Below are 22,723 nucleotides of genomic sequence, written 5' to 3'. Positions count from 1 at the left end.
CAATACCTTTTATAACAGCTGCAACTGTTATTTCTTGCAGTTCAAATAATGATAAAAAACCTAGTGATCCTAAAATAGATGATCAAAAGAAACCAGAAGATTCTAAAAAGAATGAAGAAGGCAAAGAACAAGAAAAGAAACCAGAAGATCCTAAAAAGAATGAAGAAGGCAAAGAACAAGAAAAGAAACCAGAAATTAATGGCAAAACTGAACCTGAAAATAAGGATCCAAAAGATGATGGCAAGAATAATGATTCAAAAAAAGAAAATAATAAAAATAATGAACATTTAGGAAAAACCCTTCCTGACGGCAAAACAGAAGATGAGGATGGCGAGGATACCCTTACATCTCCAGCCCTACCTAAACCAGAGCCAACACCAGAAGAAGATGATTTGATAAATAATCTTGATGAAGAAGAGGTTAAAGAAATTGAAAAAAATGAAGTCCTTGTATTTCAAGGTCTATTTAAAAAGAGTTTTGAAGACCTTCAAAAGCAAGTTTTAGAAAAAGATTTACAAAAATTAATTACCGATCTTCCAGATCAAATTAAAAAAAACATTCCTAAATTTGATGACAAAATTAAATTAGGTGAATTAAAATTAACTCCTGAAAGTAAAGAATCTAAGGAAAAAAATAGTTAAGAAGGAATAATAACTATTTTTACAAAAAACTAGATGACTTAAAAGTACCAAAACTTTAAGTTTGCATTCTATTTAAGCTACCCATATCACGATGGTAACTATCAACTTTAAAAAAATAAGGATATGGTTTGTTTTAAAGAAACTTCTAAAGAGAAATTAGAAATATTTAATTCTTTTAACTTTGCAAGGAATATTTTAAAACAATCAAATTTATATCGGTTTTATTTAAATTTGCCGGCGGTTCTTAAATTTTTATAATAACGAGTTTGTGTTTGTTAAAAAATATATAAAAATCTAGATACATTTGTGTCTAGATTTTTTGCTCTTAAGGAGATAAAATAAAGAAATTAGGAAGAGAGAAATAGTTAAATATTTACGTTTCAGACCATAAAAAATGTGCAAAATAGATAAAACCATTAGGAATTTCTTTTTAAATTGCAAAGAAAATAACAAGTGGTCTAATTATTGACAAATCATAGAAGACATTTTAACAAAGCACAATTCAGTAGTAATAAAAAGCGTGCTACTAAAGAAAAGCATCTTTAAGATGCTATTATGAAAATGAAAGATAGATACTTCAATAACTTCGTTTGATATAGTGAGAAAATGGTTTAATAAAAGCAAAAAAACAAAACCATAAAATGGTTATTTAATAAAAATTTAAAATTTGAATATCTTAATTTTTACAAAATCGCTTATTATGAATTTGCTACACTTATGAAATACGAAATAATTAATTGGTGCGCTTTTTGCTTGTATGAGAGCAACGTGTGATTAATTATTATTTGACATAAATTAGGTGGATTACCAATGAAGTTATTGGGCAATGCTAGATTGTGGCAAAATACAAATTTGAATAGTTACATTCAACTGCTCATTCAGTTTTTGTGGCACAGTTTAAATTTTTAAAAACTTTTGATTTTATAAGGATATATAACAGCTGAAATGTTTTTTGTTATTTTCAAAATTAAATTTAGATGTAATAGATAAAAAATAAAATATTATTGTAATTTAACTCGATAGTATAAGTAAAAATCTCGTATTAGTATTTTTATTTTGTCTATATCAACTTATTATAATATAATAAATACATGCTAGATTTTATACAAAAAAGAATACAAAAATCAATTGATAAAATTAATAAAAAATTGTCAATTAATGAAGAAGATATTTTAGAAATTTTAAGAGAAGTTAAGTTAGCTTTATTAGAAGCTGATGTTAATTTAGAAGTTGTTAAATCATTTATAAAACAAGTAAAAGAGAAAGCATTAAATAGCCAAATTATAGGTAAATTAAATCAGCAGCAAACTGTCTTAAAGATTTTTAAGGATGAATTAACCAAAATACTAGGTAGCAATTCTATTGAAATTAAACCAAAGGCAATACCAACAAAAATTATGATGGTAGGACTACAGGGTTCAGGTAAAACTACAACATCCGCTAAATTATCATTTTATCTTCGAAAAAAAGGGATATTCAAAAAACCACTATTAGTTGGTGATGATATATATCGCCCCGCTGCTAGAGATCAACTAGAACAGCTTGCAAAGCAAACTCAAACCGACTTTTTCACAAAGAAGGAAAATGATGCCTTATTAATTGCAAAGCAAGCAATTGAAGTAGCTGAACAATATAAAAATGACCTAGTTATTGTTGATACTGCAGGGCGTTTGGCAATTGATGAAGAGTTAATGAATGAATTAGAACAAATTAAAAAAAATATTAAACCAGATTACATATTTTTAGTTATTGATTCAATGAGCGGTCAAGATGTTATTAATACAGCGAAGGCTTTTCATGAAAAATTAAATTTAAATGGAACCATAATAACTAAATTAGATTCAGATGCAAGAGGTGGTGCAGCGCTATCAATAACGCATCTTCTTCAAATTCCTATTGCCTTTATTGGGATTAGTGAAAAGATAGCTGGCCTAGAATTATTTTATCCAGATAGAATGGCAGATAGAATTTTGGGAATGGGTGATGTTCTTTCGCTTATTGAGAAAGCATCAGAAGAAGTTGATGAAAAAATGATGAAAAAAATAGGTTATAAAATGATCAGCGGAAAGTTTGATCTTAATGATCTAATGAATTCTCTTGCGCAAATTAAAAAACTCGGTAAGATGAAGGCAATTCTTAAATTAATTCCCGGAATGGCTGACAGAGTAAGCGATGAAAAAATAGAGGAAGCTGAAAACAAGTTTAAAATTTATACATATCTAATTAATTCAATGACTGAACAAGAAAAAAAGATGCCTAAATTATTAAAGAATTCGTCTCGAAAAGAAAGAATTCTTAAAGGCTCGGGTAGAAGTGCTCGTGAGTATAACATGTTATTAAATGATTTTGAGAGAATGTCTAAACAAATGAAGGAATTAGGTAATAATCCACAGATCAAAAATGGTATTTTAGGATAAAAAAGATGGGCATATTAAAACATGGACAAAAATCCAGATACAAATGTGCTCAGATTTTTTTGTATATGTTTATAAATGCATAAATTATTAGTAAACAATTTAGTTACGAATGCTTAACCTACTGCATTGGCAAAATTTAAAAAACTAAAAATAAAATGTAAAAGCCGGTTAGGCTTTTAATCCCGCCAAAAACGATGGCAAAATATTACCTCGTTTAAAAGATTTTAATATTAAAAAATGCTTTGAAGCAGGTGTTAATTTGGCTACTGTGAGTTCTTATTTAGTTAAGATTTTTTAAAAGAAACAGTTGATATATTACTAAATTAATTGATGAATGGAGCAATTAAATAAAAAATAACAAAAGAGAAGAAGAAAGAAAAAAACTTTATAGTGCAATTTGAAGAGTTGCTGAAGATTTAAGAGGAAGCGTTGATGCTTGAGACTTCAAGCAATACATTTTAGTTACATTGTTTTATAGATACACGCCTGAGAACATTATCAAATATTTTAATGATGCAGAAAATGCTGCTAATCCAGACTCTTTATTTAATTATGCTGATATTTTTGATGATCAAATTGATGATGAAATTAAAGAACAATTAATTGATGAAAAAGGTTTCTTTATCAAACCTTTTTCATCTTTTTATAAATATCTTAAGAAGCAGCAAAGATAATGAAAATCTTAATGAAATATTAACTACAGTTTTTGATGAAATAAAAGCTTCGACAATTGGCCATGACCCTGAGAAAGACTTTAAAGATTTACTTAAAATTATCTATGTTTCCTCATACGCCTTATCTTATATTTTGTTTTTATTAACAATTTTCTTTATTATAAATAGATTTCTTAATAGTTTAATTGAGCTTACTAAGAAGATGTTTAAAGAAAATAGATTAGAAAGTTTAAAAGTTTTTTTGCTATTAGTTTTTGAGTGTAGAATAAGTTTATATAAGGAAAGATTTCTAATATTATCAAGAAATTTTAAGAACACATTGTTTAAATATTTAGGACTATTTTTACATATATTTAAAATATTGTTAATTGCATTTTTTAACACTTTATAATCTTTTGCATCAAGCTCTACACGAAGTGAGCTCTTAATTGCATCAATAAAAAAGTTAGCAGTATGGTCTATATTCTCTTCATTTGTAATTTCTACTAACATTTTGTCGAATATAAACAATAAATTATATTTATTTTTTATAATAAAATGTTTTCATAATTCATCAAAATTTCTTAATTTAACATAAACATCAGAATAATTAATAAGAGATTCAACGAAAAAATCAGTAAATTCTGAAAACGAATTTAGGCTAGATAAATATTCTTTTACCTTATTAAATTTTTGATTATTTTTGATGTTAAATAAATATGTTAAAAAGCTAGTATTTAAGGAATCTTTTATTAAGGAATGGATTATATCTTTGAATTCCTTTTTTGAATCATTTATTAAACCGGAATTAAAAAGATATTTTAAAACATCATAAACCATATTTTGTTCATTTTTGAAAAAGTTGTTTAATTCTTGTTTTATTAGTTTGTAGTTAATAATTTTTTTTGATAATGCCTTTTTTTGCAAAATACATTCAATAATGTAAACTATGTCATCAACCTTATGATCCTTTAAGAGTATTAGAATAGCTTCTTTTGATCTTCGTTCATTTGTTAAAAAATTAAGAATTTTAGCAATGCTCTCATATTGTTCTGGAGCATAAATAAATTTCTGACTAATAATTTTTTTGATCATTTCGCTTATTGGCAACTTGCTATATCTTATGAATATTGAACAAAAATCAGTTATACGATTTCTATTATGTAAAAGATTGTTAAAATATCTTTGTGATTTATTTTGTCTGAAGAGAATTTCATTTTTATTTTTTCCATAAATCATTTTAAATAAACTTAAATTTTCACTACATTGTGATATTGGATTATATGAATAGATGTTGTCTTCTCAATATTTGGTGTAGGAAATATATTCATTAGTAAAACTATGATTATTAAGATCGTTTTTAAGCATTTTGAAATTTAGAAAAAGCTTAACATAAATATCCATTGCTATTTTTTTATAGCCGCGTTCAGTTGGATAAATTGAAAAAATATTTTCAAATAAATATTTTTTATTTTCTTCCCAATATTTTGTGTCGTTTATATTAATAAAATCAATTCGGCATTTCTTAGCAGATTCCGCAATTGTTTTATTTAGATTAATTTGTAGGTAATCAAAAATTTCAAATTGGTCGCTTAATTGAGTGTTTAAAAAAGATGAAATAGTATTTCTTAAATTCAATAATAATGGTGAGTAGCTAGTAATTATTATTTTTGCTTTGTTATTAATTTTTCTGATGGTTGAAATTAGACTTATTATTTTATTTTCGATAACAATGCTTAAATTTTCAATATCTTTTTTGATTACGGAAATTTGTCTATCTCTAGCTTCACCATTTAATTTAGTCAAAAGAAGTATTTTTTGAAATGGTAAATTGGAAAAAAAATCATTAAAGCCAATAGTTAAAGTAATTAAATTGGCTTCCGCAATTTTCTCATTAATATATTGGAAATCATTATTTCTAATATTTCAATCCTTCAAAAATGGTGAAAAAAAGTTATTAAATGGATTATTTGAGGATCAATCTATTGACTGAATTAAGTCTAATTTGCTCCCCATTTTTTTAAGGACCTTTTTATTGTTGCTATAAAATGCTTCCAAAAATTCACATGAGGCATTACATATAGCAAAATTGTAAAAACTTTCAACTTGTAAATTAGACGTATCATTTAGAAAATTTGCTAACATCGATGGGAAGCATAAACCTTTGATTTCACCATTTTTATCCATATAACCATTAGTCGGAAAACCAATCTTTGAATTATAACCTGCTGAAAATGCGTCGCCTAGGGCAACATATTTTATGATAATGGTTTTTTTTGTATTCTCATCCATCCTATTTTCCGCCTTCATATGCATCAAAAATAACATTATTTAAATTTTTGAAATGATTAATTAACATATTGATGCCTTTTTTAATATCATAAACACCGTTTTTTAGTAATAAATTGTTTTGCATTGCATATTTGGAAATATTTGCAAAAATATCCTCTAAATCAAAAGTAGGATTTAAATTAATTTCTTTTAGTTTCTCAGGATAATATTTAGACATTAATTGATAAAGAGAAACAATTAATTCGTTTTGATCAATGGCCTCTTGTCTAATTGATCCAACAATGGCTAATTTTGCTCCAATTTCATTATTTTCGATTTTAGGCATCAATAAACCAGGAGTATCTAACAAAAGATAATTTTTGCAATTAATTCATTGTTCCGATCTCGTAATACCAGGTATCGACCCGACCTTAGTTGCTCTCGATTTTGACATCATATTAATAAATGTTGATTTACCGACATTTGGCACACCTAAAACAACACATTTAAGGCTTGGAGTAAGTTTTTGCTTTTGATCATTTTTGGCCTTAAATTTTAGGAACTCTTTATTTAGAGCAATATTAATTTTTGCATATGTATTTTGTGCTTTTAGGTTGGTAACAACTACTTGACCACGTTTTTTATAATCTTCAAGAAAAGGTTTGAGTTTTTCGAGATTAGTTTTATCTGCTTTATTAAAAACAAATAAAACTGGTTTGTTATTAATTATTTTGAAAATTTCATCATTAAAAGAACTTCGAGGTAATCTAGCATCCATTACAATAATAAATAAATCAAATAATTTTTGTTTTTCTTGCAATAGTCTAAATTGTTTGGCCATATGGCCAGGAAATCAATGGATCATATTATTTCCTTTCTATTCTTTTTTTAATATAAAATCCTTGCCTTTTTGGACTTCATAAATTGACAGATCATTAAAGTTTGTTTGTCGTAAAATTTCATATAAAACAATAGCTACTGAATTAGCTAAATTTAAACTGCGACAATTAGAATTCATAGGAATTCTTAAACAATTATCGATGTTAGTTTGCATAATTGTCTTTGGTATCCCTGTACTCTCTGTGCCAAACATAACTCATATTTCACCTTCTTTCTGTGCCAGTTCATCATATTTAATATCGATATAATTTTTTAAACCATAACGTGTTATGTAAAAAATATTTTTGCTAGGATATTTTTTAATAAAATCATCATATGATTGATGAACTTCATGTTGAATTTCACTAAGAAAGTGCCCGGCTGCTTTTCTTTTTAATCAATGAGGGTGTAAGTCAAAAGCTATTGGTTTTATAATATGAAGCTTGGCTTTAGCAGCGAAACATGTACGGATTATATTTGCTGTATTAGCATTTATTTCAGGTTGATATAGAATAATATTAATCATAGTAAAAATTTTACTATATATAGCAAAAATTAGCAAATATAAAACTCACTAAACAAACATTTAATCCAATCTTTATGATATGTTGGTAAATAAAAAAAGTTTGGTTTAGAAATAAACAAACTTTTTATAAATCTATAAATATAAACTACGATATTAAAAAACTATTTAAATAATTTTTTATATTGACCATATCCTTTTTCATCAAGTTCTTCATAAGGGATAAAACTAAGAGATGCGGAATTAATGCAGTATCTTAATCCACCTTTATCTCTTGGGCCATCACTGAAGACATGACCTAGATGTGAATCGGCGTTTTTAGATTTTACTTCTGTTCTAATCATTCCATGCGAAGTATCTGTCAATTCAACCAATAGACTATTATCTATCGGCTTAGAAAATGCTGGTCAACCGCAACCAGAATTAAATTTATCATCTGATATAAATAATGCTGTACCATCAACAATATCAACATAGATGCCTTTTTCATAATGGTTATTATATTTATTCATATAAGGTCTCTCAGTAAATGCTTTTTGCGTTACATTATACTCAAGTTCACTTAGTTGTGCTAAACGTTTTTCTTTTTCTTGGGGATTCATAAACCCTCCTTATATTTTATAATTTTATATTGAGTAAGTATATAAAGATTTTATATGATTTTATGCATAATTTAAATTATTTTAGAATTTGTGAATTAGGAATTTTCTAACTTAATAAGAGTTTGATGAACCTAATATTAAATATGCTCATATTAATATTTCAAAAAAACACCACAAATACATAGATCTGTGGTGTTTTAGCACTATTTTTTTACTTAAAAAGTAACATAGAAAAAATTTATTTTCTAATATTTAGTGATTTAATGGTTGATTGGTATAATGTATAATCTTCGTTTTTTAAGTGATTTAGCAATGCTTTACGGTGATTAACTTTTCTCATAAATCCACGCATTGAGTGCAAATCTTTTTTATTAATAGCAAAGTGTTTTTTTAATGATTCAATATCTTCAGTTAATATTGCTATTTGTACAGGCAAGTAACCTGTGTCTTTTTCATTTCTTCCAAATTGCTTTACCAATTCGCTTTTTCTAATTTTAGAAACCATCTTTTTCCTTTCATAACCTAGCAATAATCTTAATTACTACCAAGGAATAAATAACGAATACCTCAATATAGGGCATTCGCTTTTATTATATCATAAAAAAATAAAAACACGACTAGCGTGTTATGGTCAATTTCTTGAAATGGTGCGAACAAATGGACTTGAACCATCGACCTCACGATTATCAGTCGTGTGCTCTAACCAACTGAGCTATGCTCGCATAAAAACATGGGATAAACCCATATAAGTATATCACAAAAAAATTAACGTTTTGAAAATTGTCTTGCTCTTCTTGCTTTTCTCAATCCAAATTTCTTACGTTCCTTAACACGAGCGTCTCTTGTTAAGAATCCAGCATCTTTTAATTTGTTACGATATTCATTATTTGATGCTTCTAATAATGCTCTTGCAATACCTAATCTAATGGCTCCTGCTTGACCGGTTAAACCACCACCATTTACATTTGCAAAAACATCAAATTGATTTGTTGTTTCGGTAACGCCAAATGGACTTAAGGCATCCATTAATAAAATTTCTGAATTTAAATATTGTTTCGCTTCTTTTCCATTAATTACAAAATTGCCTTTTCCAGGAATTAAGTAAACTCTAGCAATGGAAGATTTACGACGTCCTAGGCCATAGTATCTAATTTTGTCTGCCATTATTTAACCTCTATTTGTGTTGGTTGTTGTGATACTTGCTTATGTTCTGCATTTGCATAAACATAAAGATTTTTAAATTGTTTGCGGCCTAATTTTGTATGAGGCAACATACCTCTAACTGCTTTTTCAACTAGAGCAATTGGCTTTTTAGCTCTTAAATCTGCAGCAGTAATTTGTTTTAAACCACCAGGATATCCAGTGTGGTGATAGTAAATTTTCTTTTCATCTTTTTTAGCTGTTAAAAGAACATCTTTTGCATTAATAACAACTACATTGTCGCCCATGTCAACATTTGGAGTAAATGTTGGTTTATTTTTTCCACGAAGGATTGAAGCAACAAGAGTTGAAAGTCTACCTAAAGGTACGTTGGCTGCATCGATGATGTATCATTTTTTATCAACTATTTCTTTTCTAATAATTGTTGTTTGACGCATACTTTCTCTTTCATGTTTTAAATATATTTAAAAATTAATGATCATTATTTATATACATAACTTAATATAAATAAATTTCACTAAACTATTATAGCAAAAAAAATTTCATTAGTTCATTTTTGCAATCATATATATTAATGCTGTTTCTGCTCGCAAAATTGTCTTGGTTAATGAAACGATTTCGACATTTTCTTTTTTTGCCAATTCTATTTCATTTAACGAAAATCCACCTTCTGGACCGACAATTAGAAGAGTATCTCCTTTTCGTTTGGTTATCTTTTTATCTTTTTCATTTTCATAAGCTAAAATTTTGTTTTTAACATCTAGTTTAATAATCTCATCATAGGTCATAACTCTTTCAAATATTGGCATTGTATTTCGAAAAGATTGTTGTGATGCTTCAAGGATTATTTTTTTAAATCTCTTTATTTTGCTTTCTATTTGCATATTAGTTTTATCTGTGTATTCTGAAATAAAAGGAATAATTTTTGTTACTCCTAATTCAACGCTTTTTTGTAAAGCAATCTCAAAATTATTTTGTTTTATAAGTGGGATTGCTACTATTAGATCATCTTCTAATTCATTATCTATATTTAACTTTTTCTTAATTATGGCCTTATTAGGAAACTCAAAATAACATAAGTAAAACTCATTATTAAAGTTTATTAAAAAATCTTGATTTTTAATCCGGATTACTTTTAAATGTTTTTGTGTATCTTCATCTAAAGAGAAATAATTTTCACTTTTAGAACTGCTAAAAAATTTATACATAATTATTAAATTATAAAATTTTTTATAAATATCTAATACTTAATCCTTAAATCATAAATAAAAGTTTTAGAGATAGAAAGATAATAAGTTTTATTTTTTTAATAAACACTTAATAAACAATAATAATATAAGCACTTTTTTTTCTAAAAAAACATGTAATTAAATAATTAATCCAATTGCGGCCTTTTATATGATCCAAATTATAAATGCAACATTAAAAATAAAAAAATATAACGGAAATTCGGAATATTTAACATAAATTAAATAACTGTATTTATATTTTTATTGTTATTTTTGTAAAAAAAATGAAAAAATCTAACTTTTTTATATTAAACTAATAGCAAATAAAAAACAATAAAGGAGAATATATGATTAAAAATAAATTCCTAAAAGCATCACTATTTTTGTTGCCGATATTGCCCACTGCAACATTAGTTGCATGTGCACCAACAAATAACAGCGAACATACAGTTCCAGACGCTGGGCCCAAAATTAATGAAAATAAAAAAACAAATCAAACATTAGATTTTACTAATTTTGGTGTTAAAAAATTTAATGGTCAAGTAAAAACCAGAACATTATTATTTGCGGCGGCAACAAGTGAAAATTTTCTAGATAAGGATGGTGTATTTTCATTCAGATTACACCACCGGCCAGTGGAAGGTGTTAAGGGCGAATGATTAGCCTTTGCCACAGAAGTTAAAGGAAGAAATGATAATACATTAGTAGATCCTTTAAATATAAAAATTGCATCGACGCAAGCCGATGAAGGAGCTGGTGTTGAATATCCTTTAAGATTTAAATTTGATAAGCCAGAAAACAAGTTAGGTACAGGAAAGTATTACACATTTGTTTTTTGAAAAAAAGATGGAACTGAAAGAATTGTTTTCAATCAAACACATATTGATAATAACAACGACATTTTTCCATCATTTCTACCAAACTAATAAATTAAGAAAAAAATTATAAAGAGCAATCAACATTATGGATTAGGATTACTTAAAAAATAGAAATATTTTTTTGTTCTTACTTGCGCCATTATGTTGTGCTCATTTTATTATTGTTACTTTTGATAAAAAACTTAAAATAAAAAGCCGAATGCTTTACATTTATGGATAAAAAATATGCCCATTTGCACACGGTGGATAAGCATAAAATAAATATCCCTTTATATCTTTTATTGTTTTTTATTGCTTGCGGGGTCTTTTTTTGATTTTTTGATTATTATGTTACGACGCTGGAAATTAAATTAATAATAATTTTGTAATATTTACATATTTTTTTATAGGGAACATTGTCTATATGTTTTTGCTTTTATACAAATTTTATTTAGGAATCAAAGCATTTTATAAATTTGGTATAACAAGTTTTATAAGCATTTTAGGAAATATTTTTTTAAAAAAATCAGTCTACAATAAAAGAAAAGTTAATAATATTGTCATTTATAAAAATATAAATTATATCAATAGCGAAATATTGGAATGAATAAAAGAAGAAATAAGCAAATCCAAAAAATAGCTGTGTCCAAAATTTAAATGCCAACTTAACTTAATTTATTATGTTTTATGATACAATTTTTATATTAATTTTATATAAATATATAAAAAATGTAATGAGGTTACAATGCCAAATAATACTAAAAAAAATATTCATGATGTTATCGCTCATTTAAAAAATATGGGTTTTGTTTATCAAAATTCAGAAATATATGGTGGTGTTGTGAATACATGAGATTATGGTCCATTAGCAACTACTATGATGACTCAAATCAAAAATATATGAATTAATGAATTTATAAGAAAAGAAAAAAATTATCAAATTGATTCTAAAATTATTATGAATAAGAATGTTTGGAAAGCTAGTGGTCATATTGATAATTTTTCTGATTTTCTAATTGAAAATAAAGTTAATAATAAAAGATACCGTGCTGACCATATTATTAAAGATCTATTTCCTGAAATTAATGTCGAAAAATGTACATTTGACGAATTAGAGAAAATCATTAAAAAAAATGTTAAAAAATATGATGGCGTAAGTGCAGAATGAGGAGAAATTAGACCATTTAATTTGATGTTTAAGACGCAAATGGGAGCAATTGATAACAGTTCTTCTGAAACCTTTTTAAGACCTGAAACCGCACAAGGTATATTTGTGAATTTTAAGAACTTGACTAGAACATCAAGAGCTAAATTGCCTTTTGGAATTGGCCAGATAGGTAAAAGTTTTCGCAATGAAATAACCCCCCGTGACTTTATTTTTAGAACAAGAGAATTTGAGCAAATGGAATTAGAATTTTTTTGCGAAGAAAAAGATAGCAATAATTTTTATCAGTATTGAATTGAAAAATGTAAAAAACTCGTTTTATTATTAGGTCTTAAGGAAGAAAATATACGTATAAGACCACATGAAGCAGAAGAATTAAGTCACTATTCAAAAGGAACAAGCGATATTGAATACTTATTTCCTTTTGGATGAGGTGAGTTATTAGGAATTGCTAATCGCGGCAATTATGATTTAAGTCAACATATGAAATTTTCTGGTGAATCTCTTGAATACTTAAAAGACGATGGGGCCAAAATAATTCCATATGTTATTGAACCTTCAATTGGATTGGACAGATTGCTTTTTGCATTGATTATCGATGCTTATACAGTCGAAAAAATTGATGATAAAGAAGAAAGAGTGATTTTAAAATTAAGTAAAAAAATTTCACCCTATCAAGTTGCTATATTACCTTTAATGAAAAAGCAGTCATTGGAAGCCAAGGAAATTTATAACAATTTATTGGAAAATACTAATATTAGAATAGCATATGATGAAGCTGGTTCTATTGGTAGAAGATACCGTCGACAAGACGCAATTGGAACACCATTTTGTATAACTGTTGATTTTGATACAACCAAAAATAATACTGTAACTATTAGAAATAGAGACACAATGAAGCAAGATGTAATACCAATTAGTGAAATTGCAAGTTATTTATTAGAAAACAGATAATAAAAGGAATTAATTTTGCAGGAAAGTGTTTGAGAATATGTAATTTCTAAAAGTGATATTGTTAATATTATTGGGCAATATCTGACTTTAATGAAGCAAGGGAAGAATTATAAGGCTTGTTGTCCTTTTCATGGCGAAAAAACGCCATCTTTTGTTGTTAGCCCAGAGCAAGGAATATTTAAATGTTTTGGTTGCGGAAAAGGCGGAGATGTAATTAAATTTATTCAATATAAGGAAAATTTAACATCCTTTGAGGCACTAAAATTTTTAGTCAATAAACAAAACCTAGATATTTCCAAATTCGGCAATTTTATGAATAATTCCGCTATCACAACTGAACATTCTAAAATTCTTGAAGTCAATAAGGTGGCACTTAATTTTTTTAGATATCAAATTACTTTTGAAAAAAGCGCCGAATTAATAAAGTATCTGCACAAAAGAAACCTAAATGATAATTTAATTAAAGAATTTCAAATTGGTTTTTCATCAAAAAACAAGTCAATTTATGAAACTCTTATCGAACATAAATTTGATTCGTTTGAAATATCCAATTCATCATTATTATCTTCTATTGAAAATAAAAATTTTTTTAATGATCGTCTAATGTTTCCGATATGCGATGAATTAGGCAATATTATTGCTTTTTCAGGTAGAGACATTACTGGATTACAAAACCCTAAATATTTAAATAGTTCTGAGACTATTGTTTTTCGAAAAAATGAAGTAATTTTTAATTATTTTCATGCAAAAGATGAAATAAATAATAAAAGAGAAGTTTACTTAGTAGAGGGGCAATTTGATTGCATAGCCATGTTTAAAGCTGGATTCAAAAATGCCGTAGCAATTATGGGTACTTCATTATCACCAGCCCATCTAAAACTATTAAATAATAAAACTATTACATTATTTTTTGATAATGACAGTGCAGGGCAAAATGCAACACTAAAGAATTTAAGGATGATATTGTACTATTCAAAAAAATACAATTTAAATGCTAAATTTGTTATAAATACATTAAATAAAGATGCAGATGAACTTTATAATCTAGATAATGGTTTAACTTTAAAAAAAATGTGTGAAAACAAGGTTGATATTGTCGAATATTTATTAATACTGGCCAAGCAAAATATTTTAAACAATAAACAATCATTTGAGAGAAACGAAATATTTAAGCAGATATTTGAATATGTTTATTATATTGATAATTCATTAGTTTTAATGCTCAAAGAAAGATTTATTAATGAAAACATTTTAACTGCCGATTTATTTGAAAACTACTATAAAAATTCTAATCCCCTTTTTTTATCAGATCCATTATTTAAAAATAAAATTAATGAAAAAAAACATAGCACAAATCACCCAAGTATTTATACAAATGAAAATTATGATAATAACTTTTTTATCAAAAATGATATTGCAAGCCTTCAACCAGAAGTTTCGAAGCAAGCAAATTCGCCAAGTATTAATAAAAAAAATAAAAAATTCATTAATGCTAGAACAATATTAAAACAAGAAATAAGTAGGCATTATATGCTATTAAAGGAAATTTTGTTGCTAGTATTAAATCAACCCTTTATTGCAAAACAATGAAAAAATGATGGATTTCACGATCTTAATTTAGATGATGATTCACAAAAGATATTAAGAAAATTAATTAGTTATATTATCAAAAAGAACAAGGAAGGTTTAGAACTAAGTCAATCCAATCTTGTTTCGGTAATTGAATCCGACCTTAATAAAGCAAAAATATCAAATAACATTGATTTAATAAATGAATATAAATCATATCTAGAACAGGCAATTCAGATAAAAAATTTAACTCTCACAAGTGATGATTTGAAAAAGGATATCAAAAATCTATATGATCGTGTAGATGAATTTGTTGAGAATCGAAAGAAACCAAAAAAGCAGATTTTAATGTATACCAAAGGAGCACAGGATGACAAGTAATAATTTAGAAAAATCAATAGATTATGTTATTTCAGTAATTGAAAATGAGGTAGTTAAAAGGAAAAATAAAGATAAAAAATTTAAAACCCTATCTCAAGAGGAAGTTTTTGATATTCTTTATAAGAAAAAACTTTATGTTGATGATGAAGAAGCAGATTTATTATTGCTTAAATTGTTTGAAAAAAATCTTATTTCTAATAGTGTTGATGAAGGCGATAACGATGATGTTGAAAATTTTGTTCAAGATGCAGAATTTAACGAAAGTATGTTAAAAGATATTGATGACGAGGATGCTGAAAACGAAGATATTGACTATGACTTTGAATATGATGATAGCACCTTGGTACCAAATGATAGCATCAATTCTGCTGTAGAAGAAGATCAAACCTTTAGTGAAGATGATGAATATATTTCAAGCAAAATTAGTGAAACGTATGATGAAGAAGATGAAGAATATGACTATGATCTTAACGAATATGATGATTATAGTGAAGTTAATTGAAAAAGTAGAAGATCTAATGATGAATTTGATGCATCAAAATTATTAAAAAACTATGATAGTGAAGAAATAAAAATTGGTTCAGCTAGAAAAAATTCTGAGAATAGTAATTTGTCAAACAGATTAACTGAAACAAATGATATTGTTAAGTGATATATGAGATGAATAGGCAAGTATGGTAAGCTTTTAACACCAAAGGAAGAATTAGAAACAGCTGAAAAAATGGCTAAGGCTAGAGAGAATGGTGACAAATGAGCATATAAAAAAGCACGCGATTTGTTAATTAAAAGAAATTTAAGACTAGTTATCAATAATGCTAAAAAATATAAGAATAGAGGTTTGAGCTTTATTGATTTAATTTCAGAGGGTAATTCTGGAATCATGAAAGCGGCTGATAAATATTTACATACTAAGGGATATAAATTTTCTACATATGCTACTTGATGAATTAGACAAGCAATTACTAGAGCCGTTGCTGACCAAGCGAGAACTGTAAGGGTCCCTGTGCATATGGTTGAAACAATCAATAAAGTCTTGAAGATTGAGAGAGAATTACAACAAGAACAAGGTTATCCTCCTACAGATGAAGAAATTGCCAAGAAGTTTGGTGAACCCGAATTCACTGCTGATAAGGTAAGATATATAAGAAAAATAAACATTGACCCTATTTCGCTTGATAAAAATATTGGAAAGGAAGAAAATTCAAGCTTTTCAGACTTTGTTAAGGATGAAAGCGTAATTAGTCCAACTAATTTTACAAGTCAAGAAGAATTGAGTGTCATTTTGAATGAAATGATTAATTCGTTAACAGATGAATCTGATCGATTATTAATAAGAAAAAGATATGGAATTTCTGACCCAAACGGAGAATCATATCGTCCTCATTCCTTAGATGAACTTGCTAAAGAACTAGGGGTAAGTAAAGAAAAAGTTCGTCAAATTGAAACGAAAGTTTTGCGTAAATTAAGACATCCGCAAAAACGTAAGCAATTAAAAGAGTTCTATGCTAATGAAAGTTATAATTTAGATTAAATCGAGGTGAAAAATGATTAAGTTGGGCAGTCATGTCTCGTTTTCAAAACCGGACTATCTATTAGGCGCTGCACGTGAATCACATCATAATAATGCTAACTGCATGATGATTTATCTCGGTCCAAATCAATCCCCTTATCGCGTTGAAGAAAAATACTACAAGTATGATGAGTACAATAAATTTTATGCAGATAAAATTAAATCCGATGATATTATTGTTCATGCACCCTATATCATTAATCCTTCAAACCCGCTAAAAAATAAGTTTGCGATTGATTTTTTAATCTCCGAAATTAAAAGAATGAATTTTATAGGGGCTAAAATAATTGTTTTGCATCCTGGTGCACATACTACTTTTAGCAAAGAAGAAGCTAAAAGTAGCTTAATTTATTCATTAAAAACAGTTTTAGCAAAAACTAATGATGTAACAATCGCCTTAGAAACTATGGCTGGTAATGGAAGCAATTATTGTAATAATTTTGAAATATTAAAAGAAATAATTGAGAAAATTAAATCTGACAGAGTTGCCATATGCCTTGACACATGTCATATATGGGATTCTGGATATGATATTAGGGATTATGATAATTTTAAAAAATATTTAAAAGACAACGATTTTTTAAAGTATATAAAAATTATTCACTTAAATGATTCAAAAAATCCGCTGGGTTCTAAGAAGGACCGCCATGATAATATTGGAAAGGGGTATATTGGTTTAGAAACTTTAAAAAAATTTGTTTATGATCCCGATTTTGATAATATACCCATTATTTTAGAAACACCATATATTGGCGACTTAGCGCCTTATAAAGAAGAAATTGCTTTATTATTAGATAACACAGAGCCTAGTTTATTTTAAATATCATTAAGATCGCTTTTTGTAATTTGTCTATTATCTTTGACTAAATCTAAATTTTTTTCTATCCTATTTTAAACACCTAATTTCAAATTTTCTTCATAGTTTTTTGCTAAAAAAACAATAATTACAACATTGTTAGAAATATAGTATTTGAGTTGCTTCTTAAAAACGACACATTTTATAACTATGCACCTAAAACTTGGCGCATAGTTTTTGTTAAACTCAATTTTATCTAAAGTATTGATAATTATCTCATTTCTTTTTTGTGAGCATACATATTTTAATATTTTCTAATGTAAACCTTCGGACAAACTATTTGAAAGAGAAAATTTAAGATCTATTGTTATAAAATTTAGTTTTCATATCTTCGCTTAATGTACAATATCAATCTCTATGACAATAGCAATTAACAATTGTTTATCTTACCTTTTTAATATATCTAAAAATTTGTCTCAATCAAATCTTACAGAGGAGGAGATATTTTTTTATTAGGAAAACTAGAAAAATGAAGTATCTCATCTAATAACATTAGTATTGAACCTCTAAATTCTTTATTATCAATAAATAAAGTAACATCTGTTCTTTGAAATGCGACAAATTTATTTATAGCTAGTTTTTAGTTGTTTAACAACAAAGTTGCATTATTATATTTCGTGGTTTTGACTAATAAGGATTAAAATATATTTATCAAATTTACCCCTTTTTTTATCTAAGGATATTTTCTAAACACTTAAAAGCCGAATATTCTTCTTCAATCATAATAGATTTAAAATCACTTGATCTATGTGCCCTTATAATTTTTTTGAATATCATCCAAAACCAACAACTCTCTTTTGTATTGCTTAGTCCAATGAAAACACTTTTAGAATTTAATTTATACTTCGCCATTATAGCAATGCGCCTCGCTTATTTCTTCTAATTTTTATCTTAAAAGAATCTCATTGAGATAAATATTAATTAAATTAGTAACATCAGAGCTAAAACCATTTACATTCTAATTAGTAGATAGAATTTCTGCTTATTCTTATTTCTTAGCATGTATTAATTTCTTGCTAACAAAATCATCATTTACGCGCTGAATGGATTTTTTTACTTTTTGTATTTAAAAAAGAAACTATTTATGTTTTTAATTTATTTTATTGTTCTATAATACCAATTTTTATTTAATTCTGCTAGCTTCCATATTTACTCATTTATACCCTATGCGTTATTTACAAACACCATTGATCATTAATTGATTTGATGAGAATTATCAAAAAAAAAAAAAAAAATGTAAAATACTTACATCAAAATAGTATTTAAAGGAGAAAAATGAAAAAAAGCAAATTACTTTTTATAGGATTTTTACCTGCTTTGGCAACACCAGTTATAGCTCTATCATGTGCAAATCCTGCTAAACCAGAAAAACCAGAAAAACCAGCTGAACCAAAGAAACCAGAAAACCCAGAAACAAGAACCCCTCAACAAGAAATGCCTGATAAGAGTAAATCCGATAAAACAACTCCCGATACCGGAGGAACTAAAGATGATTCAAATAATAAATCACAAGAAAAACAAGAAAAGAATGAAGAACATAAAAAAAATGAATCTTCAGATGTTCCATCTTCATTCGAATTGCTAGGATATGATAAAGAAAACATTAAATTAGAGGACTTTAATCGCCAGATTTTTGGACAGGCTGATGTACCAAAAGAATACCAAACACCGCCAACATTTGAATTATTGGGTTTTGGAAGCGCAACTATTGGTGAGGAAGAATTTAGCAGACAAACAAACGGTTTAAAGATAAAAGATACTGATTTCAAGAGTTATGTTATAAATTTTAAAAATGATAAATTAACTATTGAATTTGAAACAAATAATGATTCATATTTTAATAAAATAGCTACAATAGCAATTGTTGTTAACGCCTTCGAAACATCGTCGCAAAAATTTACATCACAGAAATTAACCCTAACTAACAAAAGAATAAATTCATTTAATAATAAATTCACTTTTGATTTTTCTTTAAATAGTGAAATTAAATCAGCTACCCATAAGATTCAATCAATTCGTCTTGTAGAATTAATTATTGATGGTCAAAAGGTTGAACTTTAATATCTTTTAAGAAATCTCAATAAAAAAATTTAAAAGCAAAGGTTTGTTACCTTTGCTTTTAAAATTACTTCAATTATTCTTCGTAATTTTCAGGGCGGCTTAAGATCTTAGAACCATTTTTGGTAACAAGGATTGTATCTTCAATACGAGCCCCGCCCAAATCTTTTACATAAATCCCGGGTTCAACCGTGATAACCATTCCTTCTTCTAATACCACATTGCCCGTTCTTCTGCCAACTCCTGGTAGTTCGTGCACATCGATTCCTACACCATGGCCAGTTGAATGAGTAAAGAATTTACCATATCCTTTTGATTGTATATATTCTCGACAAATTTTATCAATCTCAGATGTTTCAATTCCTGGTTTTACAGCTTCGCGGCCAAGTTTTTGAGCTTCGCTAACAACATCAAGAATCGAAACTAATTCAGCTGACTTGGGTTTTCCAAAGAAAAATGTTCTTGTTATATCGCTAGCTCAACCATTGTATTGCGCTCCGAAATCGATTTTAACAATATCGCCATCAACCAATTTACGATTTGTTGGATGATGATGAGGTTCGGCAGCATTTGTACCAAATGCAACGATTGTTTCAAAGCTTTCTTTTTCAGCACCAAAAAGGCGCATTAAATATCCAAGTTTATTTGATACTTCTAATTCAGTCATGCCTTCAACTAAAATTTTCTTTAATTCCTCTAATGCTTGCAATGAAATTAAACAAGCTTCCTGGATGTAATCGGATTCTTCTTGGTCTTTTATTATTCTAAATTGTTTTCCTTTTACATTATGAAATTTTGCTTTTGGCATCATTTTTTTAAAATATTCAAATGTTTGAACATGTAAATAATCTGATTCAATACCAACATTAGAATATTTTTTCTTGTTTAGAAAATTCGATAGTGTTTCTTCTCCTGACTCCAATAAAATAACTTCAACATTCTTTGCAAATTTAGTTGCATATTCAATATATCTACCATCTACAAATAAAAAGGCTTTTTCTTTCTCGATCACAATAAAACCATCACTTGTCTGAATACCAGCATATCATAATCTTGTTTGAGGCGCCTCTGAGATAATTGCATCTAGCTTTAATTCTTCGAAAATTTTGGTTATTTGTTGTTTTAGCATTTTAACTCCTAAACTCTATTTATTTTTTTTCTTTATGGTTTGTATGTTCATTACATTTTGGACAATATTTTGTTACTTCCATTTTTTCTGGATGCAACTTTTTATTCTTCTTTGTGATGTAGTTTTCCATTTTGCATGACTCACATCTTAATGTTAAACCTTCTCTTGGCATACTTTCTCCTTCTTTTTTAAAATATTTAATTTTTGAATACTTTAAATAACATTATGTATTTTAAAATAATTATAAATTATATTATAATTTGCTATTAATTTGCTTTTTTTAATATGTTAAGGATAACATAAAAAAATGATTAATTATTTTTTAAAAAATTATTTAATAACATAACTTTTCATTGCTATTGCTAACTATTAACAAGTGATTAATTATGTGATATTTGTTCTGAATTATTTTTTTGCTCTATATCTTTATTTTCTATACTATCACCTTGGATTGGCTCAATAATAATATTATCTTTTGTTATATCAAGATTCTTGATATCGTCATTATTTTTTTTCGAAATGTCTTCAAGATATTGCTTGGTTATTCCCTTCAAATACTTAACTAAATATATAATGCCGCTAATTCATGACAAAATAAGACCAACAATTAAAGGGATATTAACATAAAGAATATATTTATCATTTGAAACATATTTACCTAAATCATTATCAAAATTAGTAAATCATGGTGCACTAAATGCTATTGTAATAATTGCGAGTGAGACAATAATGGTTTTAATCTTACCTCACCAATTTGCCGCTACTTTAATGTCCTTCTTTACGGCATAAACTCTCGCACCATCAACCAAAATATCACGGATGATAAACAAAACAACAATTGGCAAGAACGAGTAGTTCATTATTGATATAAATAACAACATCATTATTGTCGCAATCTTATCTGCAATTGGATCAAAAATCTTACCAAATTGTGAAATAGTTTTTGTTTTTCGGGCTATATGTCCGTCAATAAAGTCAGTCACCATTGCTATAATAAATATTGAGACATTTAATCAATATATGATTGATAAAGTTATCGAGTATTTTTGATTACCAACAATTTTAATTCCATCATATCAAAATGTTCCATTGTGTTTAATAATTAAAAAGAAAGCGGACGACATTAAAAATATAAAAGGAATCATTAATATTATCCTCAACACTGTTAGTCAATTTGCAATACCAAATTTTTTTATGTGTGGGCTATTATTTTTGCTTTTTTTAATATCTTTAATCTTCTTCATAAAATTGACTCTCAATAGCATTAATTGTCTTTTCTTCTAATGCTATATTTTTTTTATCTTCTGGAATGCCAATATACTGAGTTTCAAAAAAATCTAATGTATCATTAATTTTTTTAGTTCACAAATTTGGTTGAGTTATTGTTAATTTTTCAGCGTGTTCTACAAATAGAGTATACTTCTCATCGTTTTGGAAAGAATATGCAAAATCCTCTCTATTAATTAATTTGGTTAGCAATTTTTTTACACCGTTTTTAATTTGCCCCATTTTAAATTGGGATTCATTTGCACCAAATTTCTCTAACTGTTTCATACTAAAATCAATGACATATTTATAAGTCATAATATATTCATAATATAACGCCAATGTTTCAGCATTCTTTTTATATTCTAATTTTGCTGCTTTTCTTTTTGCTCTTTTATTTTTCGTAACTTTTCAAGCGATATAAGCAATTATAAGTACTAAAACAATTGCGAGCAAGACATACACAATAGTTTGTCCATTACCCATATTTTTCTCCTTAATTATATTTTAAAAATTATATATTAATATCATCCAAACTACAA

At 27.0% G+C, this 22,723-nt stretch carries 20 protein-coding genes, 1 tRNA gene and 1 pseudogene; 9 read left to right on the top strand and 13 right to left on the bottom strand.

The features are described from left to right. From ACWXVO_RS01815 to ACWXVO_RS01805, 3 genes and pseudogenes are all read left to right on the top strand, one after another. Positions 1-641 (top strand): annotated as a pseudogene (locus ACWXVO_RS01815) (hypothetical protein); the annotation flags it as partial. A 1,091-nt stretch (positions 642-1,732) separates the two neighbouring features. Continuing rightward, the gene (ffh, locus tag ACWXVO_RS01810; RefSeq protein ID WP_438340855.1) at positions 1,733-3,058 is read left to right on the top strand and encodes a signal recognition particle protein; all 1,326 of its coding nucleotides are present in this window, start codon (positions 1,733-1,735) and stop codon (positions 3,056-3,058) included. Positions 3,059-3,525: 467 nt separating this feature from the next. Further along, positions 3,526-3,732, top strand: coding sequence for a hypothetical protein (locus ACWXVO_RS01805; protein WP_456002217.1), 207 nt, complete (start codon positions 3,526-3,528; stop codon positions 3,730-3,732). 126 nt (positions 3,733-3,858) lie between these two features. Here ACWXVO_RS01805 and ACWXVO_RS01800 read toward each other — a convergent pair whose 3' ends face one another. The 9 genes from ACWXVO_RS01800 to ACWXVO_RS01760 form a co-directional block, all read right to left on the bottom strand. Further along, positions 3,859-6,003 (bottom strand): SGNH/GDSL hydrolase family protein, encoded by a 2,145-nt coding sequence (locus tag ACWXVO_RS01800; protein WP_456002214.1) that lies wholly within the window; start codon positions 6,001-6,003, stop codon positions 3,859-3,861. A 1-nt stretch (position 6,004) separates the two neighbouring features. Further along, on the bottom strand, positions 6,005-6,847 hold the full coding sequence (gene ylqF, locus ACWXVO_RS01795; protein WP_444705141.1) for a ribosome biogenesis GTPase YlqF: 843 nt from the start codon (positions 6,845-6,847) through the stop codon (positions 6,005-6,007). A gap of 12 nt (positions 6,848-6,859) precedes the next feature. Further along, complete coding sequence (locus ACWXVO_RS01790; protein ID WP_438340851.1) at positions 6,860-7,387, bottom strand: TrmH family RNA methyltransferase; 528 nt, start codon at positions 7,385-7,387, stop codon at positions 6,860-6,862. Positions 7,388-7,548: 161 nt separating this feature from the next. After that, complete coding sequence (gene msrB, locus ACWXVO_RS01785) at positions 7,549-7,986, bottom strand: peptide-methionine (R)-S-oxide reductase MsrB (protein ID WP_438340850.1); 438 nt, start codon at positions 7,984-7,986, stop codon at positions 7,549-7,551. A gap of 238 nt (positions 7,987-8,224) precedes the next feature. Further along, a complete protein-coding gene (gene rpsO, locus ACWXVO_RS01780) occupies positions 8,225-8,491 on the bottom strand; it encodes a 30S ribosomal protein S15 (RefSeq protein ID WP_438340849.1) in 267 nt (88 codons plus the stop codon). A 140-nt stretch (positions 8,492-8,631) separates the two neighbouring features. Beyond that, positions 8,632-8,708: transfer RNA gene (locus ACWXVO_RS01775), tRNA-Ile, on the bottom strand. A 43-nt stretch (positions 8,709-8,751) separates the two neighbouring features. After that, on the bottom strand, positions 8,752-9,150 hold the full coding sequence (gene rpsI / locus ACWXVO_RS01770; protein ID WP_438340848.1) for a 30S ribosomal protein S9: 399 nt from the start codon (positions 9,148-9,150) through the stop codon (positions 8,752-8,754). Continuing rightward, a complete protein-coding gene (gene rplM, locus ACWXVO_RS01765; RefSeq protein ID WP_438340847.1) occupies positions 9,150-9,584 on the bottom strand; it encodes a 50S ribosomal protein L13 in 435 nt (144 codons plus the stop codon). Before rplM ends, rpsI begins: the two co-directional genes overlap by 1 nt. Before the next feature lie 108 nt (positions 9,585-9,692). Beyond that, positions 9,693-10,355, bottom strand: a complete 663-nt coding sequence (locus tag ACWXVO_RS01760; protein WP_455966221.1) for a 16S rRNA (uracil(1498)-N(3))-methyltransferase — start codon at positions 10,353-10,355, stop codon at positions 9,693-9,695. 368 nt (positions 10,356-10,723) lie between these two features. On the opposite strand from ACWXVO_RS01760, the gene ACWXVO_RS01755 reads away from it, so the two are divergent. The 6 genes from ACWXVO_RS01755 (at position 10,724) to ACWXVO_RS01730 (ending at position 19,789) form a co-directional block, all read left to right on the top strand. After that, complete coding sequence (locus ACWXVO_RS01755; RefSeq protein ID WP_438340845.1) at positions 10,724-11,302, top strand: hypothetical protein; 579 nt, start codon at positions 10,724-10,726, stop codon at positions 11,300-11,302. Positions 11,303-11,978: 676 nt separating this feature from the next. Further along, a complete protein-coding gene (locus tag ACWXVO_RS01750; RefSeq protein ID WP_456002211.1) occupies positions 11,979-13,352 on the top strand; it encodes a glycine--tRNA ligase in 1,374 nt (457 codons plus the stop codon). Between the two features lie 15 nt (positions 13,353-13,367). Beyond that, the gene (gene dnaG / locus ACWXVO_RS01745) at positions 13,368-15,302 is read left to right on the top strand and encodes a DNA primase (protein WP_456002208.1); all 1,935 of its coding nucleotides are present in this window, start codon (positions 13,368-13,370) and stop codon (positions 15,300-15,302) included. Next, the gene (locus tag ACWXVO_RS01740) at positions 15,292-16,833 is read left to right on the top strand and encodes an RNA polymerase sigma factor (RefSeq protein ID WP_438340842.1); all 1,542 of its coding nucleotides are present in this window, start codon (positions 15,292-15,294) and stop codon (positions 16,831-16,833) included. Before dnaG ends, ACWXVO_RS01740 begins: the two co-directional genes overlap by 11 nt. Before the next feature lie 13 nt (positions 16,834-16,846). Next, positions 16,847-17,692, top strand: a complete 846-nt coding sequence (locus ACWXVO_RS01735) for a deoxyribonuclease IV (RefSeq protein WP_438340841.1) — start codon at positions 16,847-16,849, stop codon at positions 17,690-17,692. A 1,311-nt stretch (positions 17,693-19,003) separates the two neighbouring features. Then, positions 19,004-19,789 carry a hypothetical protein gene (locus tag ACWXVO_RS01730; protein ID WP_456002205.1) on the top strand — a complete coding sequence of 262 codons (786 nt, stop codon included), beginning with the start codon at positions 19,004-19,006 and terminating at the stop codon, positions 19,787-19,789. 73 nt (positions 19,790-19,862) lie between these two features. Here ACWXVO_RS01730 and ACWXVO_RS01725 read toward each other — a convergent pair whose 3' ends face one another. From ACWXVO_RS01725 to ACWXVO_RS01710, 4 genes are all read right to left on the bottom strand, one after another. After that, a complete protein-coding gene (locus ACWXVO_RS01725) occupies positions 19,863-20,915 on the bottom strand; it encodes a M24 family metallopeptidase (protein WP_438340839.1) in 1,053 nt (350 codons plus the stop codon). A 19-nt stretch (positions 20,916-20,934) separates the two neighbouring features. Next, positions 20,935-21,087: a 50S ribosomal protein L33 gene (rpmG, locus tag ACWXVO_RS01720; protein ID WP_438340838.1), complete on the bottom strand. Its 153-nt coding sequence runs from the start codon at positions 21,085-21,087 to the stop codon at positions 20,935-20,937. A gap of 208 nt (positions 21,088-21,295) precedes the next feature. After that, entirely contained in the window at positions 21,296-22,159 is an 864-nt protein-coding gene (pgsA, locus tag ACWXVO_RS01715) for a CDP-diacylglycerol--glycerol-3-phosphate 3-phosphatidyltransferase (RefSeq protein WP_456002202.1), read from the bottom strand. Then, positions 22,146-22,667, bottom strand: a complete 522-nt coding sequence (locus ACWXVO_RS01710) for an MHJ_0274 family protein (protein ID WP_455966203.1) — start codon at positions 22,665-22,667, stop codon at positions 22,146-22,148. Before ACWXVO_RS01710 ends, pgsA begins: the two co-directional genes overlap by 14 nt. Between the last annotated feature and the right edge of the window lie 56 nt (positions 22,668-22,723).

The sequence above is a fragment of the Mycoplasma sp. 1890 genome (assembly GCF_053851615.1).
The sequence above is the reverse complement of the archived record's forward strand: the minus strand, read 5'-3'. Positions and strand labels throughout refer to the sequence as shown.